The organism is Saprospira grandis (assembly GCF_027594745.1).
GTDB lineage: Bacteria > Bacteroidota > Bacteroidia > Chitinophagales > Saprospiraceae > Saprospira > Saprospira grandis.
On the sequence record NZ_CP110854.1, the window covers coordinates 66,354 to 89,782 of the forward strand.

General features: G+C 46.9%; 17 protein-coding genes. 15 read left to right on the top strand and 2 right to left on the bottom strand.

What is annotated here, in order from left to right; translation table 11 throughout:
- Window positions 1-49: 49 nt before the first annotated feature.
- Entirely contained in the window at window positions 50-3,892 is a 3,843-nt protein-coding gene (locus OP864_RS00280; RefSeq protein ID WP_270099334.1) for a lamin tail domain-containing protein, read from the bottom strand.
- 471 nt (window positions 3,893-4,363) lie between these two features.
- On the opposite strand from OP864_RS00280, the gene OP864_RS00285 reads away from it, so the two are divergent.
- From OP864_RS00285 to OP864_RS00350, 14 genes are all read left to right on the top strand, one after another.
- The gene (locus OP864_RS00285; protein WP_270099335.1) at window positions 4,364-5,005 is read left to right on the top strand and encodes a hypothetical protein; all 642 of its coding nucleotides are present in this window, start codon (window positions 4,364-4,366) and stop codon (window positions 5,003-5,005) included.
- A gap of 3 nt (window positions 5,006-5,008) precedes the next feature.
- A complete protein-coding gene (gene gldF, locus OP864_RS00290) occupies window positions 5,009-5,740 on the top strand; it encodes a gliding motility-associated ABC transporter permease subunit GldF (RefSeq protein ID WP_014373086.1) in 732 nt (243 codons plus the stop codon).
- Window positions 5,740-6,309 carry an acyltransferase gene (locus tag OP864_RS00295; RefSeq protein WP_270099336.1) on the top strand — a complete coding sequence of 190 codons (570 nt, stop codon included), beginning with the start codon at window positions 5,740-5,742 and terminating at the stop codon, window positions 6,307-6,309. The genes gldF and OP864_RS00295 overlap by 1 nt, the downstream gene beginning before the upstream one ends.
- 282 nt (window positions 6,310-6,591) lie before the next feature.
- On the top strand, window positions 6,592-8,682 hold the full coding sequence (locus tag OP864_RS00300) for a LysM peptidoglycan-binding domain-containing protein (protein WP_270099337.1): 2,091 nt from the start codon (window positions 6,592-6,594) through the stop codon (window positions 8,680-8,682).
- A gap of 666 nt (window positions 8,683-9,348) precedes the next feature.
- A complete protein-coding gene (gene queA, locus OP864_RS00305) occupies window positions 9,349-10,407 on the top strand; it encodes a tRNA preQ1(34) S-adenosylmethionine ribosyltransferase-isomerase QueA (protein ID WP_014373092.1) in 1,059 nt (352 codons plus the stop codon).
- A 78-nt stretch (window positions 10,408-10,485) separates the two neighbouring features.
- The gene (locus OP864_RS00310) at window positions 10,486-11,151 is read left to right on the top strand and encodes a class I SAM-dependent methyltransferase (protein WP_270099338.1); all 666 of its coding nucleotides are present in this window, start codon (window positions 10,486-10,488) and stop codon (window positions 11,149-11,151) included.
- Window positions 11,152-11,229: 78 nt separating this feature from the next.
- Window positions 11,230-12,024, top strand: a complete 795-nt coding sequence (locus OP864_RS00315) for a thymidylate synthase (protein WP_270099339.1) — start codon at window positions 11,230-11,232, stop codon at window positions 12,022-12,024.
- 168 nt (window positions 12,025-12,192) lie between these two features.
- Window positions 12,193-12,792, top strand: a complete 600-nt coding sequence (locus OP864_RS00320; protein WP_270099340.1) for a pseudouridine synthase — start codon at window positions 12,193-12,195, stop codon at window positions 12,790-12,792.
- Window positions 12,792-13,988, top strand: a complete 1,197-nt coding sequence (locus tag OP864_RS00325) for a 5-methylcytosine restriction system specificity protein McrC (protein ID WP_270099341.1) — start codon at window positions 12,792-12,794, stop codon at window positions 13,986-13,988. The genes OP864_RS00320 and OP864_RS00325 overlap by 1 nt, the downstream gene beginning before the upstream one ends.
- A gap of 319 nt (window positions 13,989-14,307) precedes the next feature.
- Window positions 14,308-15,888: a type 1 periplasmic-binding domain-containing protein gene (locus OP864_RS00330; protein ID WP_270099342.1), complete on the top strand. Its 1,581-nt coding sequence runs from the start codon at window positions 14,308-14,310 to the stop codon at window positions 15,886-15,888.
- A gap of 41 nt (window positions 15,889-15,929) precedes the next feature.
- Complete coding sequence (locus OP864_RS00335) at window positions 15,930-16,526, top strand: riboflavin synthase (protein ID WP_270099343.1); 597 nt, start codon at window positions 15,930-15,932, stop codon at window positions 16,524-16,526.
- A gap of 154 nt (window positions 16,527-16,680) precedes the next feature.
- Window positions 16,681-17,496, top strand: coding sequence for a 3-methyl-2-oxobutanoate hydroxymethyltransferase (panB, locus tag OP864_RS00340; protein WP_002660578.1), 816 nt, complete (start codon window positions 16,681-16,683; stop codon window positions 17,494-17,496).
- A gap of 278 nt (window positions 17,497-17,774) precedes the next feature.
- Window positions 17,775-18,836, top strand: a complete 1,062-nt coding sequence (mltG, locus tag OP864_RS00345) for an endolytic transglycosylase MltG (RefSeq protein WP_270099344.1) — start codon at window positions 17,775-17,777, stop codon at window positions 18,834-18,836.
- 330 nt (window positions 18,837-19,166) lie between these two features.
- Window positions 19,167-20,102 carry a hypothetical protein gene (locus OP864_RS00350; RefSeq protein ID WP_270099345.1) on the top strand — a complete coding sequence of 312 codons (936 nt, stop codon included), beginning with the start codon at window positions 19,167-19,169 and terminating at the stop codon, window positions 20,100-20,102.
- A 167-nt stretch (window positions 20,103-20,269) separates the two neighbouring features.
- Here OP864_RS00350 and OP864_RS00355 read toward each other — a convergent pair whose 3' ends face one another.
- Window positions 20,270-20,809, bottom strand: a complete 540-nt coding sequence (locus OP864_RS00355) for a hypothetical protein (protein ID WP_270099346.1) — start codon at window positions 20,807-20,809, stop codon at window positions 20,270-20,272.
- A 1,330-nt stretch (window positions 20,810-22,139) separates the two neighbouring features.
- Between OP864_RS00355 and OP864_RS00360 the strand changes: the two genes are divergently transcribed.
- On the top strand, window positions 22,140-23,378 hold the full coding sequence (locus tag OP864_RS00360; protein WP_270099347.1) for a GAF domain-containing sensor histidine kinase: 1,239 nt from the start codon (window positions 22,140-22,142) through the stop codon (window positions 23,376-23,378).
- The last annotated feature ends 51 nt before the right edge of the window (window positions 23,379-23,429 follow it).

The following is a 23,429-nucleotide window of genomic DNA, read 5'->3' on the forward strand; positions in this document are numbered from 1 at the left end:
GTTAGCACGATAGCGTACTAACTCCTTTTCCTATTAGCTAAAGCTCCCGTTATTTTTCTACGGTAAACTTATGGCTTTGGCCCAAGCCGTTGGGGGCTTTTAGGCGCAAAATATATTGACCTGCGGCCAAATTGCTGAGGTCAAAGCTATATTGTAGGCGAAGCGGGGCAATTGTTTGGCTTTGCAAAACGCGGCCCAAAGCGTCGATAATTTCGGCTTGGTAGCCGGCAAGATTGCTTGGCAACTCTAGTTGAATTTGGTTATTGGCGGGAATGGGAAAGAGTTTAGTTTCTCCGCTAGCTTCTCCAAAATAAAGCACCTTGACATCGCTATAGCTTTGGCTACCGTCTACATTATTTTGGCGGAGGCGGTAATAATTATAGCCAGCAGCGGGCTGCTCATCTAGGGTATTGTAAGTATTTTGGGCCAAATCTTCTTGGGCCGTAAAGCAGGCGATAGTTTCAAAATTGGTACCATCTAGGCTACGCTCGAAGCAGTATTCATCGCCAGCATGTTCGTTGGCTACAGTGGCAGAGAGTAGTGCTTGTTCATCTACTTTTTGAGCGGTAAAATCTAGGAGTGGAAGGAGTTGGTCTACTACATAGGCAAGAGTAAATGGGCTAAAGCTAGTGACGACATCAGAGGTAATGCTCCCAGAAGTGGTCGTTCCCATTAGGGAAGTATTACCTTCTGACTCCCATTGGTTACTTATGCTGGGGGCTTGTGTAAAGTAATGGCCCACCAACAAGTCGTTGAGATCGAGTACTTGGCTATGCGGGCCCCAGTGTAGGGTAACAAAAAGAGAGGCGCCAGTTCCAGTAAATACCTCGTCTAGGGTCCAGTATTCGATTGTAGAAACTTGGTCTAGTTCGGCGGTATTGAGGTTATAAGTTCCGTAGCCTTGATTAAAGTATTGGGCCACAAAAAACTCGCCTGTATTGACGGCGGTTTCGATACCGATTGCGCCATAAATGCCATTATCGCCGGTGGGATAAGTAAAGGCGTCGATTCCAGTTCCTGAAGTTTCTTTAAGTACGGGGCCATCAACATGGCTAATATTTGAGGCATTGATAGCGGCGGCATCTACATCAAAATATACTCTTTCTGAGGCAGAGCCCAAAACGATACCTTGTTGAAAATCCATTTCTTCATCAATATAAATATCGCTACAGTTGTTGATCAGAAAACCTGCGGGTTTGATCAGGCGAACAAAGCGGAAGCTTTCGGTGGCCCCAGCATTTGTTTTGATGATGGTTTGGTCTGTACTTCCGACAAACTCGACCACCGCATGAGTTTCATCAAAACCGTTATTGGCGGCATCATCTAACCAATCGCCATGCAGGCGGAAAAGGCCAATAGCGCTAGCATTGGGATCGTCATAATCGAGGAGGCCATTGCTGTTAATCAAGAGGCTACCAAAAACCTCCATACCTGTACCGGCAGTAGTGCCGTCGTTATTTTCTAGTTTAGAGATAGAAGCGCTGGGGTTTCCACCAATAATCAGGTCGCCCAAAATTTGCATGGGGCTAGCATTCGTATTGCTATTGAACACCTCTACGGCCCCAGTTCCTGTATTTCCGACCAGCATATCGCCTTTAACGGTCATGAAGCCACCACTACCGCTAAATTTCTCCGAGAGGCCAGCAAAGCTATAATCGCCGCTAACAGACTCCATATAGAGGTTGGGATAGAACATATTGTTCGTGACTACACTTACAGTACCATTATTGGCGTAGCGGAAATGCCAGTGAGCTGTAGCGGGGATAGTAGAAATACCATTTTCATAATTATCTCGGTAGGCGGCAACGGTGCTGCTTCCCGTTTTGATAATTCTTGCATTAGCGCCCATTTCCCAGCTTGCGCCAGTTTGGAAGTTAATGCCATTTCCTCCGCCAGCGCCATGATCCTCTAGGGTACCTTCTAGGAGGAAGTCGATCCCAGTATCTTCTTGGATACGGAGTTGAAGGCTTGCGGGAATCACTAGTTCTCCCCCAGCTTCTACCACCAATTGGTCAATCTCGATATCTTGGTCGAGCTCGATGAGGTGACCATTAAGGATGTGTACATAATCGCTATTATCGAAGCGGGGATAATCGCAGGCGGCCACCCAAGGGCCAGCGGCAGAGGGAGCCATTTCCCAGCTCGTTACATCGGTCCAATAACCAATAGTGGCAGAGCGGAAAAAGCGTTCGCTACCGATATTAAACTGAGCGGCTTCGGTTAGGCTTCCGCAGTTACCGTCTTCAATGACTTCGCAGTAGAACTGATAGCCATCATAATCGATCAAATTACCTTGGATCAATAAAACATCAGAAGTTTCTCCGCTTACCGTAGTGGCATTGGAAAAAGCGGCTGCGCTTACGGCTGTCCAGCCCGTAGCAGCCCCATCATTTTCGTTAAAGTACCATTGGTAAGTTAGGGTTCCGCCATTATTTGCGCTAGCAGTTACGCCCATGAGGAGCTCGCAGCTATTTACATCTGAGGGTTGAGTGCTAAAAGTGGGAGGCGTAAGGGGCGGGCCTGCGGGAGCAGCAAAAGTTCCCAAGTCAGAAACATCGCCAGAGGTTGCCGTGGTCCATTCTGAAGCGTCGAAGTTGGGGTTGGGACCTGTTACTGTAGTATTTCTACGATATAGGTAGCCAACTGCACCTACAACTTGATCTTCAAAATCGTCTACCACAGTTCCAGAGGGAACATGTACTAACTCTAAGCGGTCATCTTCATTATATCCACTTGTTGTACCTGCAAAAATAAAATCTTCCACTCCTCCTGTAGCACTACTGGCGCGACCAACCAATACTTCACCTGGGTTGATAGTGATTGCAGGAAAGTCAAAAGTAAAAGAAACATTTGTTGCTGTGAGGGTACCATAACGGCGAATCTCATAGTCTGAAAGATCAATAGGGCTAGCGGTACCATTGTAAACCTCAATATAGCCCAAAGAGCCGCCATTATTATCGTAAACCTCAGAGATGATAAGGTCTGTAAAAATAGGTGTACCTGCACAGCTTCCCACTTCTTCTAAGTATGTAAAGCTATAAGGGGTAGTAATATCACAAGCCGATTCGCTAAGCGTCAGTTGACCATCATTTGCGGCTGTGGGTACGGTAGCAATAAGTGTAGTGGCATCTACAAAAGTTATATTAGCAGCAGCAACGCCAGCAAAACTGACTGTGGTAGCAGCAGTAAAGCCAGTTCCTGTAATGGTTACTTCTGTGCCAGCAGGGCCAGAAGTTGGGGCAAAAGCACTTACCGTATGCGGGCAAACTACCGCAACATCCCCTTCTAGTAAGGCATCTTCAATCACCCAGATTTCATTATTACTATTATTTACAAGCTCTAAACGAATTTGCAAATCACTGACAGAAGGAAGTCCTGTAATTTGTAAAGTAGAATAATCTAAACCTCCTGAAGAAGAAAAACTTGCAGCAGAATTGTCCCCATCATAGGCAACAGTAGCCTGATCTACACCAGAAAATGACCACTGAGAGTTACTAGATCCAGAAATTTCTAACTCATCACTCCATGTTGCTCCGCCATCAGTACTAACAGCAACAACTACATTGTCTGCACCATCTGCACCATTTCCACCAGTTCCAGCAAAAGAAGCCAAACGAATGCTAAAGTCAATGTTGGTGTAGCCCGTAGTATTCATGCCTGTAAACAAGGCTGTTCCTGATTCATCATTATACTCATAGCCTTGTGTGCCACTTACATATCTGGGCTCTCCAGCAGGGAAAGGTCCTGTAGCCGTAGCTACGCCACCTCCTGTCGGAGTGAATGTCATAGCTGGTGCGGCTGGACTCGCCTCAAAATCATAAGTTGCAATTGTTGTTTGGGCCGATAACTGCCAGCCAAGTAAGCATAAAAGTGCTAAGTAGAGATGTCGCATAAGTAATTATATGATTTGCGAAAAGGTAGTTAGATGAGGTATATATTTAGGCTGCGAAAATACGTTTTGCAGCTATCTATTCCCCTTTTCTATTATTAGCTTATTGTTAATTAACAAGCCTTAATTTTTCGTACCTAACAAAGGTAGTAAAACTAGCCAATTTTACAGTATATACCCAAAGTATATTCCTCTAAAAGGGCAAATCATGGCAAAATTGGTCCTTTTCTCTTCTTTTTGTAATTTACTGCCGTTTTGAAATAGGCAAGGATTTTTCTTGCGTCTAGCAGGCGGCAAAGCCGCCGCAGGCGAGCGAAGCGAAGCGGCTGAGGGGCTGTAGCAGGGCCGCCAAAGGCGGCAGACCAAAGCCCGAAGGGCTGCAGGGCCGAGCAGACCTGCGAGCTGCGCAATGGCCCGACCCGAATGCAATGAGGGGCAGCCCCAAATTTTCAAAACAAAAAACACTTCTATAGTATGTATAAATATTTCTTGTTCTTTTTACTTTTTTTGGGCCAGCAGTTGGCCGCTCAGCGATTGAGTCAGAATACAGTTTTTGAGGCGGGTGTATATCGCCAATGGGAAGATTTTAAGGCCAATCAGCCAGCTTTTCCCTTGCCCGATACCAGCAGCTGGGCCCAATCCATTTCTCCAGATGGCAATTTATTGTTGTTGTCGGAGGCCAGCTGGGAAGTGCTTGATGCTCAGGGAGAAATTTGGGGGATTGCCTATCGGAATCAGCCTTATATCCGAGTAGAGCAGCCCAAGGGCCCGCCTTATTTGGTCCATTTGCATGTAGTTGGTAAAATTTCTTACTATTATTACCGCTATTTTAAGGAGCATGAGTTGCCCATGACGATCTACGACCCTTTTTCGGGCCAAGCCGTTGGGCAAAAAACGATCATCAATAAAGAACCTAGCTCTAAAGAACGTATCTTGCAATTCGAAACGGGCGAGCAGACCGATTTTACCTATGAAAATTTGCGCGCTTGGATTAAGGACGACCCCGGACTTTTACAGTCTTTAGAGGCCCTCAAAACAGAAGAATACGAAGACAAATTGTTTAAGATTTTACTCATTTATAACGACCGAAAAGCTGTTTATATCCAACAAGATTAATTTATGTGGACCATTTTCAAGAAGGAAGTTAACCTTTTTCTCAGCTCGCTGATTGCCTATATTGCCATTGCCGTTTTTTTACTCGGCACCGGCCTTTTTGTCTGGGTGTTTCCAGATTATAGCGTGATTAGCTACGGCTATGCTAGCCTCGATAGCTTTTTTAGTATGGCACCCTATATTTTCCTTTTCCTGATTCCCGCCATTACGATGCGCTCTTTTTCAGAGGAAATCCAAACAGGAACCATTGAGCTGTTGGTCACTCGGCCGCTTAAAGATTGGGAGATTTTGCTGGGCAAATATTTTGCAGCCCTCTTTCTGGTCTTTTTCTCTATTTTGCCTACCCTCATTTATTTCTTTTCGATTTATGAGCTGGGCGACCCCAAAGGAAATTTAGACATTGGCGCAAGTATGGGCTCTTATTTGGGCCTCTTTTTCCTCGGCGCCTGCTTTGCCGCTATTGGCCTTTTTGCCTCTACCCTGAGCAAAAACCAAATTGTCGCCTTTATTTTGGGCCTCTTTCTCTCGGCCTTTTTCTACGATGCCTTTGGCAGCATTAGCAAGTTGCCCATTTTCTTCGGACAAACCGATGCCATCGTAGAATCCCTCGGCATTAGCTTTCATTATGCCTCTATTAGTCGGGGCCTAGTCGATAGCCGCGACCTCCTTTATTTCCTTAGTATTATTGGTATCTTTTTGCTGGCCAGCCAGCTTTCCGTCGAAAAACGCAGATGGTAATGTCTACTTTTATCCACCCTAGCGCCATCGTAGATCCTGGCGCTCAAATTGGCGAAGGCAGCAAGATTTGGCATTTTTGCCACCTGATGCCCGGCGCTATTATTGGCAAAAATTGTAGCCTAGGCCAAAATGTTTTTGTGGCCAATGAGGTCCAACTTGGTCAAGGCTGTAAGGTCCAAAATAATGTCTCTATTTATACGGGCGTGATCTGTGAAGAGGAGGTTTTTCTGGGCCCCTCTATGGTCTTTACCAATGTGCTCAACCCCAGGGCGGGCATCGTCCGAAAAGCAGAATACAAAACCACTTACCTAGAAAAAGGCGTGAGCATTGGCGCCAATGCGACCATCGTTTGCGGCCTCCGTTTGGGCCAATATGCCTTTGTGGGCGCTGGAGCTGTTCTCACTAAAAACGCTCCCGCCTACTCCCTCTGGCTGGGCAATCCCGCCAAACAAGTCGGCTGGATGTCTAGAGCTGGCCACCGCCTAGAACTCAATGAGCAAGGGCAGGCTAGCTGTCCCGAAACTGGCGAAAACTATCAATTGCAAGCCGGAAAGTTAGTGGCTATTTAGTTTTTTTTAGGGGCTGCCCCTCGCCTTCGGCTCGGGTCGCTACGCTCCGCAGCTCGCAGGTCTGCTCGGCCCTGCAGCGGCTTCGCCGCTTTGGTCTGGCCTGCGGCCACTGCTGCGCATCGCTCATCCGCTCAACGGTCTTCTTTCAGACAAGCGGCCTTCTTCGGCCCCCTTAAGTTGTTAAGGGGGCCGATTTCTATTAGAATAAGTTAACTGCCTAGCACTTTCTTTTGAGCTTTTTTAATATATTAGCATCGCCAAAATATTAAACAGCACATTATTATGAAGAAAGCAGAGTTACAAGCACTTTTAGAGAAGTATAATAAGAATCTAGAAAGCCTCAAGACGCTTTTTAAAAGCGATGATGGCAAGATTGACCAAGAAGAACAGTCCGTTCTCGATAAAATTGGCCAACTCATTAACAAAATTCAGGGACAGCTCAGCGGCGCTAGTAGTAGCGAAAGCAGTAGCAGCAGCGAAGAAAGCAGCGCTAGTAGTAGCGAAAACGCCAGTAGCGAGGAGAACAGCAGCCCCAAAGAGGAAGCCGCTGCCAGTGGTCCTATCCAAAAAGATATTAAGGGCTCTGTGGGTAAAGGCGGAAAGAATGAGACCGAAGATGTTCGGGCCGTTCAAGCTATGCTAAAGGCCCAAGGCGTTAAAATTGAAGTCACTGGCGAGGCAGACAATGCCCTAACCAATGCGATCAAATTGTTCCAACGCCGACTAGGAACTAAAAAGCCCGATGGTCGTGTAGACCCAGGAGGAAAAACCCTTAAGGGCCTAAGAGGAGAAATTCCCGTTGGTCCCCCCTCTACGGCAGTAAGTGCCATTATTCAGGGTGGAGAAAGCGGTGCCGCTGGCTATAATGCCTATAACCGCGGGACCCAAGGCAATAAAATTTTGGGCCCTGTTGGCCCCAGAGAGTTGGTCAAAATGACTATTGCAGAAATTAAGGCGGACCAAGCCCGTAAGGGAGATGACCAACAACGATTGTTTGCCGTGGGTAAATACCAAATGATTCCCACTACCTTGGCCGAAGGCGTTAAGAAACTCAATATTGCCGATTCGACTAAGTTCTCTCCCGATATTCAAGAGTTGCTCTTTAGCGATTACCTAATGGGCAAGAAACGTCCCGCTATTCGCGCCTATATTATGGGCCAAGGAGATGCCTTTTCGGCCCAGATGGATGGGGCCAAAGAATGGGCCTCTATCGCTCGCCCTGATACTGGCCGAAGCTACTACGATAAACAAGGAGGAAATAGCGCACATATTACCGCCGAAGATTTCCTTTTGGCCCTCAATGAGGCCAAAGCCAGCTATGAAGCCAATATCGCTAAAGGCATGTCTCCAGATGATGCCTACCGCCAAGCCGTTTCTGGTGTAGAAAAACAAGCCAATAGCGAGGGCGGCGACGATAAAGCTAGCAGCGAAGAAAACAGCAGCTCAAGCGAAGATAGCAGCTCAATAACTACAGAGGAAACGAGCAGCAACGATAAAGAAACCACCACAGAAGAAGGCAATAGCAGCAGCGGCGACTACACCGTAGTAGCTGGCGATACAGGTTATAAAATCGCTGGAAAGCTAGGCATTAGCTTTGATGAGCTTTCTGCTGCAAATGCTGCTGTAGTTTGGACCAAATTGCAAGTGGGTCAAAAACTACAAGTTCCAGGCAGCAAAGCCGCCGAAACCGCAGCCCCCAAAGAGGAAACTCCTCAAATGGGTAGCTATACGGTAGTGAGTGGCGATACGGGCTATAAAATTGCTGGAAAACTCGGCATTAGCTTCGATGCCCTCTCTGAGGTCAATGCTGGCGTAAAATGGTCGAAACTACAAGTGGGCCAAAAGCTTAATACTCCTGCTGGAGCTGGCACCGCAGCCGATGCAGGCACCAAAGAAACAACAGAAAACACCACTGTGGCCGAGGAATACCGAGGCGCCAATAAAACTTGGGACAAGCATACCAACAACAGAATCCCAACCCTTGATGCTCGGGTACAAAAAGCCGCCTATGGCTTTATCAATACGGTAGAACAAGAGCTGGGCATTAAGCTGCGTGTTACCTCTGCCCTACGCACTGTGGCCGAACAAGATGCCCTTTATAAAAAAGGCAATGTAACTAAGGCCCAAGGGGGACAAAGTTACCATAACTACGGTTTAGCCATTGATGTGGTAGAAATTAAAAATGGCCAGGCCATTTGGAACTGCGACTGGCCCAAAATTGCTGCCGTAGGAAAGCGTTTTGGCTTTGAGTGGGGTGGCGACTGGAAAGGCTTTGTCGATAAGCCGCACTTCCAAATGCCTTTTGGCAAATCTGTAAAGCAACTTTGTATTGCTAAATATCCCGATCGTGCCAAGCGCTTCGGTTATATCTAGGCCCTAGAGATAGGTCTTCAAAACAGCCTCCTTGAAAAAGGAGGCTGTTTTTTTGTTCAAGCCCCTGCCCTCTTCCCTGCACAAAAAGAATAAGTAAATAATTGTCAAGAAGTAGTTTTTTCCAACAATAGGTCCTTGACAACTGTTGGCAAGCATTTCTTGGAAAAATAATAGGCCAATGCAACTCTTTCAGACCATTTTTTTTCTAGCTAATGGACTGGGGGCTCCTATCTAAGCATTTCTTGGAAAAAGAATAGCACAATGCAACTCTTTCAGACCATTTTTTTTCTAGCTAATAGGCTGGGGGATCCTATCTAAGCGTTTGCTGGAAAAAGAATAGCGCAATGCAACTCTTTCAGACCATTTTTTTTCTAGCTAATGGGCTAGGGAGAGCGGCGAAGCCGCCATGGCCGAAGGCCAAACGGCCCAGCGCTGCGGAGGGGTGGCCGCAGGCCAGACCAAAGCCGCCGCAGGCGGCTGCAGGGCCGAACAGACCTGTGAGCCCCGCAGCATAGCGGCGGCCAGCTTTGCTGGCCGCGGGCCCCAAATCCTCCCCATCAAAAAAAATACTATTGGAAGGCGGCAATAAAGCGAGATAGATTTTTATCTTTGCGCTTTGGGTCTAGCACCCATTTATTTTATCATTTTATAGGAGCCGTAACGACTATGAAACTATCTCAGTTTAACTTTGACCTCCCACAGGAGCTAATTGCACAATATCCCGTAGAGAACCGCGATGAATCGCGCCTAATGGTAGTGCACCGCGATAGCGGAAAAATTGAACACCGTCAGTTTAGAGACATCATTGAGTATTTTGATGATGGAGACGTATTTATCATGAACAACACCAAGGTTTTTCCTGCTCGTTTGTATGGACAAAAGGAGAAAACAGGGGCCAAAATTGAGGTATTCTTGTTGAGAGAGCTCAATGAAGAGCAAAAACTTTGGGATGTACTGGTAGATCCTGCACGTAAAATCCGGGTAGGCAACAAGCTGTATTTCAATGATGAAGATGGCGTAGAATTGTTGGTGGCTGAGGTAGTAGACAACACTACATCTAGAGGGCGGACCATTCGCTTTTTGTATGATGGCCCCAATGAAGAGTTCCGCGCACAGCTTTACAAATTGGGCCAAACGCCTTTGCCCAAGTATATCAAGCGCGATCTAGAGGAGCTAGACACAGAGCGTTACCAAACTATTTATGCTAAGGAAGTGGGGGCCGTAGCCGCACCAACTGCTGGTTTGCACATGAGCCATGAGGTCATGAAGCGTTTGGAATTGAAAGGAGTAGAATTTGCTGAATTGACCTTGCATGTTGGCTTGGGTACTTTCCGCAATATTGAGGTAGAAGATTTGTCTAAGCACAAAATGGACGCTGAGTACTTCAAGATTAGCCAGCCCGTTTGTGATACCGTTAATGAGGCCATCAAGCAAGGCAAACGCCGTTGTGCTCTAGGAACCACCTCTATGCGTTCTATTGAGTCTTCTGTTTCTGCTCATAGCTTGCTTAAGCCTGCAGAGGGTTGGACCAACCGCTTTATCTATCCGCCTTACGACTTTAGTATTGCCGATTGCATGATTACCAATTTCCACCTGCCCAAATCTAGCCTAGTGATTATGATTTGTGCCTTTGGTGGCTACGACCTGATGATGGAAGCTTACCGTCAGGCTGTAGAACAAAAATATCGCTTCTATAGCTATGGAGACGCTATGTTGATTCTCTAATTTGCATCTCTCTCCTTCTAAAGGCAGGATCTACATCGGTCCTGCCTTTTTTAATGAACTCTACTAAATGTTCTTCCTATGAAAAAATACCTGAAAAGCATTAAGCAACAACTGATCGATAACCCCTATCAGGCAGAGGGACAAAGAGCAAGCGACCGAGAAAAGGCCAAAACGCCTAGCCGAACAGATATTATTAACTATCTATTGGCCCAAACGGCCAAGCATAATGCGGCTAGCGAATACCTAGAAATTGGGGTGCGCAATCCCGATCACAACTTTAACCTCATTCAGGCTAAAAATAAGTATAGTGTAGATCCCGGTGTCGAGTTTGAAGAAAATCCCGTAGATTTTAAGCTCACTAGCGACCAGTTTTTTGAGCAGTTGGCCCAAGGAAAAGTCCTTTCTCCAAACCATCGCTTTGATGTCATTTTTATTGATGGCCTGCACCTAGCCGAACAGGTGGACCGCGATATTGAGCATGCCCTACAGTTTATTCAACCGCATGGCTTTGTTGTTCTACACGATTGTAATCCGCCCACAGAATACCATGCCCGAGAGGATTATGCCTACCATCATTCGCCCGCTAGAGGCTACTGGAATGGCACCACTTGGAAGGCCTTTTTTAAGTGGAGACAAGAGCAGAGCATTCAGTCTTGCTGCATCGATAGCGATTGGGGCGTAGGCATTTTGTCAAAAACGCAGCCCCTAGGGCCCGCCTGCCCCCCCTCAAAATCCATTTTTTGAATATAAAGTGATGGAAGCTAACAGAAAAGAACAGTTGGGCCTCCTCTCTTTTGATGAACTAAAAGAAAAACTCGCTTAATGCAAGCTTATCTCGATTTACTCGATCATATTTTAAAGGAGGGCGTAGATAAAGGCGATAGGACAGGCACTGGTACCCGCTCTGTTTTTGGCTACCAAATGCGCTTTAATCTGCAAGAAGGCTTTCCCCTACTGACCACCAAAAAGCTCCATCTCAAGTCCATTATTCACGAGCTGCTCTGGTTCCTCCAAGGCGATACCAATGTCGCTTATTTGCAGGAACATGGGGTGCGCATCTGGAACGAATGGGCCGATGAAAATGGAGAATTGGGCCCCGTTTATGGCAAACAATGGAGAAGCTGGAGCAACCATAAGGGCGAGAGCATTGACCAAATCCAGCAGGCTATTGAGCTGATTAAAAACAATCCCAACTCCCGACGCATTATTGTTTCGGCCTGGAATGTAGCCGATTTGCCAGAGATGGCCCTCTCTCCCTGCCACTGCCTTTTTCAGTTTTATGTGGCCCATGGAAAACTCTCTTGCCAGCTCTATCAGCGCAGCGCCGACGCCTTTTTGGGCGTTCCCTTCAATATTGCCTCCTATGCCCTGCTGACCCTCATGATGGCGCAGGTAACGGGCCTAGAAGCTGGCGATTTTGTGCATACTTTTGGCGATTTGCACCTCTACCAAAACCATTTGGAGCAGGCCCAAACACAACTAGCAAGAGCCCCTCGTCCCTTGCCCAAGATGAAGATCAACCCTGAAAAAACGGATCTCTTTAGCTTTGTCTATGAAGATTTCCAACTAGAAAACTACGATCCCCATCCCCATATTAAGGCCAAGGTCTCTATTTAATTTTTTTTGGGGCTGCCCCGCCCTGCGGGCGGGTCGGGCTATGCCGCAGCTCGCAGGTCTGCTCGGCCCTGCAGCGCTTTCAGCGCTTTGGTCTGCCGCTGCGCGGCCCTGCTATCTATCCCTCAGCCGAAGGCCCTTCGGGCCTGTACACTGCAAAATATTCATCTTATGGCCAAGTCCTACTACATTATATACAAGCCCTACCGCATGCTCTCGCAATTTACGCAAGAGCATCCCGATCATATCACTTTGGCCCATCTCGAGCTAGGTTTTCCCAAAGACGTCTATCCCGTTGGCCGTCTGGATGCCGATAGTGAGGGCCTTTTGCTACTCAGCAATGACAATCTGCTCAAAACTCGTTTATTGGCCCCAAAAAATGCCCATTGGCGCTACTATTTGGTCCAAGTAGAGGGCGAGCCTCAGGAGGAAGATCTAGAAAAGTTGCGGGCGGGCGGTTTATCCATCAAGCTCCCCTCTAAGAAGCGCTATGCCTGCTTGCCGGCCAAAGCAGAGCGTTTGGAGCAGCCGCCCGCCCTACCTGAGCGGGATCCGCCTGTGCGTTTTCGGGCCAATATTCCCACCAGCTGGCTGCGCATCGGCTTGCGAGAGGGCAAAAACCGCCAAATCCGTAAAATGACCGCTGCCATAGGCTTTCCCACCCTGCGTTTGCTCCGCCATCAGATTGGCCAATGGAAAATGCCTGAAAATATGCAGGCTGGCGACTGCATTCAGCTCACTGCAGAAGAGGCCCAGACCTTATTGAAATAGTGTCTAGCAAAAAACAAATTCAAATTTTTGAGCAGGATCGCCTCTATTTGGGGGCAGACCTCAGCTCCGATGAACTGCAAAGCCTTTTGCAGCTAGGGTCGCCCTATGTATTTCCTCTTCATCAGGGATTGCGTTGGGGCAACTTTGTGGGCCTAGTCGAAACGGAGCAGCTTTGTCTAGAGATTTTGCCCAAGCTAGAAAAAGCCCAAACCAAAAACCAAAAAGAGCATCGGCAGATATTGCAAGATCTGCTAGCCTATAGCCAGGCCGAAGAACTGGCGCATTGGCAAAGCTGGGCCAAACAAGCTAGCGAAAAGGGGCCCTGGCTCAGTCATTATCGGCAGAAGTTTTTGGCCGAGCTAGAAAAATTTTGGCAGGGACCCCAAGAGTATCAGGGAGGGCGGCAGGGCCGCCGCAGCAAAAACTGGAAGGGCCAAATTCACTTTTCTAAATTGCAGCCACCGGCCAAACTTTGGCCCTATATGCGGCAGAGCAGCAAAAGGCCCCAACCCTTTTTGCAGCTATTGGTCTGGACCCTCAAGGAGCTGGCTGCCCAGGGCTTGTCCCCCAAAGAAAAATGGCAGCTAGAAAATATTTTAGCGCAACTACCAGCGGCCCCAGCTCGCCCTAGGCGCATTCTTTGGGCGGCCTATGCGCCTACAAACCCCAAGGCCCAACTTCTTTTTGAGTTGGCTCGTCTGCTCCTTAGTGGTCTGCGGCCATCGGCCCAAAAAGGACCAAATTGGCTTTGGAGCTTTTTATTGCCCATGCCCCCTTTATTTGAACAGTACTTGGCTGCTAGTTTGAGCGCCATTTGTCCCAAAAACTGGAAACTCTCCTTTCAGGCAGAAAAGCCCTTTTGGAAAAGCCGAAAACTGCGGGCCGACTGCTGCTGGGAAGATGCCCATGGTCGGCGAATTTTAATGGAATTTAAGTGGAAACTACTAGAGCAAGGGCTACCTAGCGAGCAAGACTTGCGACAAATTTACAGCTATCAGCAAGAGTGGGAGGCCGAAGAAGGCTGGCTCATTTATCCGGCCGCTTTGGGCCGAGCAAAAATGAGCTCTGCGCCCTTTGCCAGCGGCAAAGGACGCGCCCGGCTGCTAGAGGTCCCTTTGGTCCAAAATGGGCAGCTCAATAAACAACTGGGGGAGAGTTTGCTGCTATTGGCCCTACAAAATGGACTAAAGCTATAGCTGGCCCCAAGGAGCGAAGCGACTGGCCACAGCAAGGACTTTAGTCCGCAGCTCGACGACCAAAGGGAGTACCCGATGCGGCAGCAATGGCCGTCAGGCCAGACTGAAGCCCGAAGGGCTGAAGGGCCTAGCGATGCGGCGGGGTGGCCGAAGGCCAGACCGAGCAAAATGAGCGTAGCGAAATTTTGCGAAGGGCCGAGCAGACCTGCGAGCCCCAAAGCGTAGCGCCGCAAGGCGAAGCCGCAGCGGAGGCCCCAAAAAAATAGCAAAAAATTGTACCTTTAGCCCATCAAACTATTGATTATATATAACTACGTTTATGAACTTGAAGCAAATAACATTACTGCTCGCTTCCCTGGGCCTATTATTGGGTTTGGATAGTTGTCATTTATTGAAAGGAGGGGGCGGAACGGATGAATTAGAAACCGTTCGGACCAATAAGGATACCGCAAAAACCATTGTCGATAATGGCTACAAGCCAGAAATCACGAATCGAGATAGTCTGCGCAACATCAAGCCCGACACCATTGTTTGGCAGGATACTTTGCAAGAATCGCAGTTTAAGCAAATCATTGTAGAGTATAAAAAAATTGGGCAGCAGCCGATTATCAAAGACACCTTGGGTTGGATTGATTATGCGGGAAAAATCTATGAGGGCAATCCCAATCAGATGCGTCAGGCCGAAATGAAAGAGCAATATACCTTGACGATTATGTTGCCTTTTTTGGCCAATAAATACTATAAAAACGAGATTCCGCTTCGTTCTTTGCGGGCTGTAGAATACTATGAGGGCGTAGAATTGGCTTTGGATAGTTTGCAAAAAACCAAGCTGGCCCTAAAGGTACAAGTATTTGATACAGAGTCTAGTGAAAGCAAAGTTGACAGTCTGCTCAAGAGTAAATCTTTGGCGCAATCGGATGTCATTTTGGGTCCGGTGAGTTCTAAACTGCTACAAAAAACGGCCAACTTTGGTCGAGACAGCGGTATTATGGTGGTTTCGCCATTTAACAACAACCCTAGCGTAACAGAAAACAACATTTTCTATCTACAGCTCAATCCGGGTTATCCTGTACACTACCAACATATGGGGGCTTTTTTGGCCCAGGGCATTGAGACCCCTGCCGAGCTAAAATACCGCATTAAGAAGCAAAACCTGCTGATTGTGGGCCAAGAAAGAGACAGCAATGCTGTTCGCGAGCTAGTTGCGGCCTATCAAAAGGGGAAAAATGATTTGGATGCTCAGATTCCGAGCTACCTCTCGCCCAACAATGGTTTGAGCATTGCCAACATTCAAAAAAAGCTGAGCAAAGATGCCCTAAACATCATCATCATTCCCTCTCATCGCTCGGAAAGTTTTGTCTTTGCGGCCCTTAGAGAGCTGCACAGTTTGGTAGATCGAGTAGAAAAAGGCAAAGGCTATGAATTTTTAGTCATTGGGATGCCGCAATGGAAATACTACGAGCGCATCAACTACGATTACTATGAAAACCTCCGCCTTCATTTTAGCGATGCCCTTTTTGTGCAAGAAGATAGTCGGGAGGCCAAGGCCTTTATCAAAAAATATAAGCAGCGCTATGGCATTGCGCCCCGAGAATTTGCCTATATGGGTTATGATGCCACCCTTTACTTGGGCAAAATGCTAGAAAAATACGGCACGGGCTTTCCGGAGCATTTTCATGAAGCGCCCTATTTGGGTTTGCAGACTCGTTTCTACATTGAGGAAGTCATAGAGGAGCGGCCCTTGCTAGAAAATGAAGAGATCATTGAAAAGCCCCTAATCAATCGTTTTGAAAACCAATTTGTGCACTTTTTGCAATTTAAGGACTACCAACTTCGGCCCCTATCTATCTTTATTTCTAAATTGCAGGAAGAAATTGAAGCGCAGCAAAAAGAAGACTAAACTCTATTCCTTTTGCCCTGTTAGAGACAAAAACAACAATTATGTTTACTGGAATCATAGAAGATGCGGGCCAAATTATTGGTCTAGAAAAAGAAGGGAGCAATTTGCATATCAAAGTAGCCTCTCGCCTAGCGCCTGAGCTAAAAATTGACCAAAGTCTGGCCCATAATGGCGTTTGTTTGACCGTAGTGGCTTGCAATCAAGAGAACTATACCGTTACGGCCATTGAAGAGACCTTAATTCGGACCAACTTGGGCCAACTTCAGATTGGCGACAGCGTCAATTTGGAGCGCGCTATGCCTTATAATGGCCGCCTAGATGGCCATATCGTGCAGGGCCATGTCGATAAAACGGGCCAATGCCTTGCGGTAGAAGAAGTAGATGGCAGTTGGTATTTTCGCTTTAGCTACGAAATTGCCCCCGAGCATCTTTTGGTCGATAAAGGCTCTATTTGCATCAATGGCGTAAGCTTGACCGTGGTCAATCCTAGCCAAAATGAATTTTCGGTGGCGATTATCCCCTACACCTACGAGCACACCAGCTTTAAGCAGCTAAAAGTAGGCGATACCGTCAATCTAGAATTTGATATTTTGGGCAAATACGTGGCCCGCTATGCCGCTGTTTACCAAAACGCCTAGGTCCTTAACTAAAGGGGCCCCAAAGGAGGAAAGCCAAGGCTTTCCTCCTTTTTTCTGGCTATATAGAACTTCATATATAAATCAAAGGCCTAACTTCTTTGTAATCCTTTTAAAAAATCTCATTTTTGGGATTCACCAACTAGGAATACAAATTATGTCTGTACATCAGCCTGTCAAGAAAGTAACCACCCATGTTTTGCACGCCATGAAGCAAAGAGGCGAAAAGATTTCTATGCTCACCGCCTACGACTTTTCTATGGCCCGCATCCTCGATGAAGCCGGAATTGATGTTTTATTGGTCGGAGATAGCGCCTCTAATGTTATGGCGGGCCATGAAACCACCCTCCCCATCACCTTGGACCAAATTATCTATCATGCACAATCTGTTGTACGTGGCGTAGACCGCTCCTTTGTGGTCGTTGATTTGCCTTTTGGTTGCTATCAGGGCGACTCTAAAGCGGCCTTAAATTCTACCATCCGCATCATGAAGGAAACGGGCGGACATGCCGTGAAGTTAGAGGGCGGTAGCGAAATTTCGGAGTCGATTAGCCGCATTTTGTCGGCTGGCGTCCCCGTTATGGGCCATCTTGGCCTCACCCCTCAATCGATCTATAAGTTTGGCACCTATAGTGTGCGGGCCAAAAAGGAAGCCGAGGCCAAAAAACTGCTAGAAGATGCCAAATTGCTCGAAAAATTGGGTTGTTTTGCCATTGTTCTCGAAAAAATCCCCGCTCAACTGGCCAAAGAAGTGGCCCAGGCGGTCAGCATTCCCATTATTGGCATTGGCGCCGGCCCCGATGTAGACGGGCAGGTGCTGGTGGTGCACGATATGCTGGGCATGACCAAAGATTTTCACCCTCGCTTTTTGCGCCGCTACCTCAATATGTATGAAATGATGAAGGAAGCCACCCAGCGCTATATCAAGGATGTCAAAACCCAAGATTTTCCCAACGAAAAAGAACAGTACTAAGGTTTTTATTTTTTGGGGCTGCCCCTTCCGCCGGGTTGAAACCCAGCGCAAAGCGGTATCGCTTTGCGAACTTATACAAAATGAGGGTGGAAACCCTCATGAATAATCGGCTCGGGTCGGGCTATGTCGTGGCTCGCAAGTCTGCTCGGCCCTGCGCAAAATTTCGCTAGGCTCATTTTGCTAGGTCTGCGGCTAGGCCGCACCACTTTCTATCCCTCAGCCTGCGGGCCTTCGGCCCTGCAAAACGCCAAAATTGCATTTTTTCATCTCAAGTTATCATGGAAAAAAAATCTCTTGCTCGGATTATCCGCATTAGTTTGCTTATTGTTTTTCTGGGGGCCATTGCGGCTCTTGGCGCTGCCTATTATTACTACCAAATCATTTTTGGTCCCTCTTTGCCCAAAGAGAAAGAGCAAATTACGCTTTACCTAAAAGAGGCCCCTAGTCTAGAGCAGCTGGCCGACAGTTTGAGCGAAAAAGCTTGGCTTAAGGACAAGGCCAATTTTGTCTGGGTGGGCCAAAAAATGAAGTTTAAGGGGCGGGCGGGCCGCTATATTTTAGAAGATACGCTAAGCAGCTACTACCAGCTCTTTGCTCAACTAAGAAAAGGGCAGTCGCCTGTTCGCTTTACCTTTAATAATTTGCGTTTGCCCCAACAGCTAGCGGGTCTTTTGGGCCAAGAACTAGCCTATGATTCTTTGGCCTATTGGGAAGCCATGCAAAAGGCCGACTTTATGGCCCAGAATCAGCTTAATCCGCAAACGCTAATGACGCTTTTTATTCCCAACACCTATGAGCTCTACTGGAATATTTCGCCAGAAGAATTTGTAGACCGAATGAAAAAAGAGCACAATAAGTTTTGGGAAAGCAACAACCGCCTGGCCCTAGCCGACAGCCTTGGCCTGAGCCCTGCAGAGGTTTATACCTTGGCCTCTATTGTAGATGCAGAAAGTAATTATGGACCAGAAAAGGCCCGCATTGCTGGCGTTTACCTCAATCGGCTCAAAAGCAAAAGCTGGAAACTAGAAGCCGATCCCACGGTGGTCTTTGCCCAAGGCGATTTTTCTATCCGAAGAGTCACTAGAGAGATGCTCGAAATTGATTCGCCTTACAATACCTATAAGTATGCAGGTTTACCCCCCGGCCCTATTCGCATGGCCTCTCGCCAAGCCATAGATGCCGTTTTGAAGGCCGAAAAGCACAACTACTGGTTTTTCTGTGCCAAACCACCAGAAGAAGGGCAGCCCGCCCAACATGCCTTTGCCCGAAACTCGGCAGAGCATGGCCGAAATGCCAGGACCTACCAGCGTTGGCTCAATCAACAAAAAATTTATCGCTAAGCGAAAATTTAAAAAGGAGCAGATGTTTTCATCTGCTCCTTTTTTTGGCCCAAAATGGGGCATTTAGCCCTTTTAGTAATAAAAACCGTCCTAAAAGTGTTAAAATTTGAAGAAAAACTGCCCATAGTTTGCATATTAAAATCTGATCCGTACATTTGTATTGTCTTTGTGTTTATTTGTTTGGGTTTTTAGGGGAGGCTGTTCCGAATAGGAGCAGCCTCTTTTTTTTGTGCCTATAAAAACGTTTGATTTTAGTCCCTTTTCTGTATATTTAGGGCAAAGGATTTTAGAACGAAATCCTGAGCCAAAATACCTAATAGTTAAGAACCTATGTTGAAAATTAGTAAAATCAAGCCAGAGGACTTAAAGACCCTCACCTTTAATGATTATAAGAAGGTGGTACGTCTTCTTTTTAACGGCTTAAAGAAATTGCACAAAGGGCCAGAGCAGCCTGTAGAATTTGTGGTATTGACCAACTTTGAGTTTGCCGATAAGAAAGGGAAAAAGACCATGATTATTTTGCCGGGCAAGCAAACGCCTGAGTGGAAAAAAGAAATTAAACAGCGCCTTAAAGACAACAAGAAAAATGTTTTGGTGGGGCATTGTTTTGTGAGTGAAACTGATGGCCAGGAAGAGATCAATGTGATGCCCAAGCAGGGAATGGCCAAGGTGGCACAGATCCAAAAAATGGGCAAGCAGATGTTCAATATGGCCAAACTGGGCTTTAAGCTAGCTGCTGGTGCGGCAGAAGCTTCTAATGCGGCCTCTGCCTCTATGGACCAATCTGCACTAGAGGAGCAGCAAGAGGCCAAGGCCCAAACAGAAGACAGCGCCAAAGCGGCCAAAAAAGAGGCGCTTAAAGAAGAGCTCAAGGCTTTGGTAGATAGCTCTAAAGAAATTAAATCAGACTTTGACAAGGTCAAGGAATTGGCGGCTCGCCTCAAGAAGGGCGAAAGCCAGCAAACTGATTTGAGTTTTACGCAAGATGTCGTTGAAAAGGTAGAGCAATTTATCAATGCCTTTCATAATAGCAAAAAACCGATTCAGGAGCGCTTGCAGGGCCATAAAGATATGATTGCGGCCCAATTGCCCAAGCTAGAAAAGTTGGCCGAGCGCCTAGGCAGCCAGTCTTCTGGCGCCAATGCAGCAGATGCTACCGCTAGCCTCAGTCTAGAAGAACTAAAAGCAGGCATGGAAGCCGCTAAAAAAGCCGTAGATCAACTGAAAAAAGAGTTGGACCTAGATGCCATTTTGGCTAGCCTCTAACTAGCGCTTAAGATGATTGAAAAGGCAGAAAACCAATTGGTTTTCTGCCTTTTTTTTGAGGGTGTTTAAAATTTTTTGTTCTCCCTTTTTGTAGCCTAGGGGCGATGAATGGCAGGCGGCAAGCCGCCATGGCCGAAGGCAACAGCTTTTTTTGAGTACTCTAATTCCTATAAATCTTTAAAATAATCGAAAAAGTTTTCAAAAAACAGCATCCTTGCATTAGGCTGTCCACCAAAAAACTTCATCCCCTCATGAACAAAATCTAATTCAGGGATAACATATATCTCTTCCCTGAAAGTGAATTTTCGAATTCCATGCTGATCAAAAAATGCAGTCAGTTTTTCGTCCAAATCAAATTGTTCTTGGGTAAAGTATTCAAAGTAACTCTCTGTGTCAATCCGTTTATCCCAAGCCTTAGGATCTGGGTTTTTTACAGTACAATTAAACGTTAGGCGTACTACATCCACTAGTTTAGAAATGACTATAGTCGTGCTATAGTTAATCTCTAATTCCCCATACTTAAATGTGGGGTGATAAATAGAAGCGCTCACCCTTGGAAGATCGAAGTTGTCATAAATTTCGGCCGATTCTCCTAGTTCTGCTCTCAATGCATCTATTAGCGGATAAGGCTGCATGACTTTTTCTCGGTATTCCTCCTTAGAAAGTGCCATCACACGATCAATTAAGGGATAAAAATCATCATCCATATTTCTTACTTTTTTAGTTGTTATTTATTCTCTCCCCTTAAAGAATAATCCTAGCGCTAAGTTCCAATTAACGGCATAAAATAGGACTGCCTGAAATTTTGTGTTTTTATTTTTTGGGGCCTGCCGCCTTCGGCGGCCGGGCCCTTGCAGGGCTCGCAGGTTTGCTCGGCCCTGCGCCAGCAAGCTGGCTGGGTCTGCCGCTGCGCGGCCCCCTTTCAGGCCCCTAGGCCTGCGGCCCTTCGGGCCTGTAGGATGGATATATACCTGTGGGTTGAAACCCACAGCCATACAACAACCCCATTCTACATCTGTAGTGCGGAGAGGATTAAAATCCTCTACCGCTTTGAACAAGGGTTATTTTTTCTTCGGTAGTTTGGTTTTGTTTTTCTCCCCCATAAATTTCATAGGACCCCTAGGGCCAAGGCCCTAGGCTATCGAAAAAATTGCCATCCCCTCATTCGAGGGGATTTTTCTTGGCGGTTGTAGTTTGGCTGTTGTTTTTTTTCTTGGAGCTAAATTCTTTTCCGTTTTTAAGCAAACAAGGGCTTCAGCCCGCCAGTTTGCTCAGACCCACAACCATGGGCTTCAGCCCATGGGCCAAAACTACCCAGCCACTAAAAGATGCTTTCTTCCCCCCTTTTTTTTTTAAGACCCGAGAAAAAGTTGAGGGACTAGTAAGGGAAATCAGAGACTACAGAAGGAGAGCGTTTAAAATTTTGTGTGCGCCTCTTTTGCTGCCTAGGGACAAGCCCCTAGGCTAGCTTTTTCAGACAGCCCTCTGCGAGGGCCTTTGGATGTGGCCCTTCTCTGCAATCACAACAGAGCAAAGCCGTAAATCATAATTTGAGGCCCTTTAGGGCTGACTCCATGGGATTAGCCTAGGGGCTTGTCCCTAGGCGATGAACAGCAGGCGGCAAAGCCGCCATGGCCGAAGGCCAAACGGCCTAGCGATGTGCAGGGGTGGCCAAAGGCCAGACCCAGCGGGCGCAGCCCGCGCAGGGCCGAGCGAGCAGCGAGCCCCGAAACGTAGCGCCGCAAGGCGAAGCCGCAGCGGAGGCCCCAAAAACACAGCAATAAGAACATTCAATGTTAAAAAACAAAATAACAAGCCCCCCCCAAAACCAACACTAAAAACCAACAAGCAGAATATTCTCTCCTCTTTTTTTGTGACCCCGCTATAGCTTTGGCATCTACAGAGAAGAAAAACTTAAGGTAAGTTAAAAAGAAAAAAGTAAAGCAACTAATTGCTCAAATAGTTGTATATACAATAACCTACCCTTAATTAACCGACCCGCTAGCTATCCCCAAGGCTAGACTAATTAGAACAAGAATGATTCCTGCTAAAAAACATGAACAAGAAGCCGCCCGTTTGGCCGCTCTTGATAGTTATAATATTTTAGATAGCTTAGCAGAACAAGACTATGACGACTTGGTCAATTTGGCTTCTAAAATTTGCGGCACGCCTATGTCAATTATTAGCCTGATTGATACAGACCGACAATGGTTTAAGGCCAAAAAGGGCCTAGAAGCTGAAGAAACGCATCGAGATCTAGCCTTTTGTGCGCATGCTATTTTGCAAGACGAGGTCTTTGTCGTGGAGGATGCCAAAAAAGACGAACGCTTTTGGGATAACCCTCTGGTGACTGGCCCACTCAATCTAGGCTTTTATGCTGGGGTGCCCTTGCTAGACAAAGAAGGGCTGCCTTTGGGGACCCTCTGTGTACTCGATGAAACGCCCCGAACATTTTCAGCAGAAGAAAAACAGGCGCTCGAAATTTTGGGCCGCCAAGTCATGCGCCTATTTGAGTTGCGCAAAAAACAAAGAGAAGTAGAAGAAGCCCTGGCCAAAGAACAAAAACGACATGCCGAATTAGAGCGATTTGCAAGAGTGGCCCTCAAAGACCTCCGAACGCCTATGCGCAATATTGCTAGCGTTACCCGTTTGCTCCTCTCTGATGGCAAATTGGCCCTGCCCGATACAAAACGGCAAATGATGGAAAAGGTCTTGCAATCCGCCGACCGTCTAAAATCAATGCTAGAAGGCCTCTGGAATTATAATCATGCCGATAAATACCTAGAGGAAGATCTCAAAGATATTCCGCTTTTGCCTATTCAGCAGCATTTTCAATTGGCTTATGGCCAAAAAGCACATTTGGAGTGGAATATGCCGCCCTCGCTTTATTATCGGCCAAAGTTGTTCAAGCTTTTAGTCGATGAAGTGATTGATAATAGTTGCCGCTTTGCCCAACAAGATGTGGTCTGGATCAATATCAATCTATCAGAAACTAGCCGAGGATACCATCTAAAAATTACAGATAATGGAGTAGGCATAGCAGCAGAAGCCCTGCCACAAGCCAAAGAACTCTTTTTCTCAGAAAAAGATAAGGACAAAAATGGCCAGCCCTGCCATGGTATTGGCTTGGCCCTGCTCGAAAAGGTCTTGCAGAAGGAAGGTGGAAGCATCCAGCTTTCTGAAGCGTCCAAAGGCGGCCTGATCGTGGATATAAAGATTCCTCATCCCGATATTTTAGCGGAACTGGGGGCTTCTGCCAAAAGTGATCAATTCTAAATCAAAAGGACCAAAAAAAGGGCGCAGGGAAATTTCCCTGCGCCCTTTTTG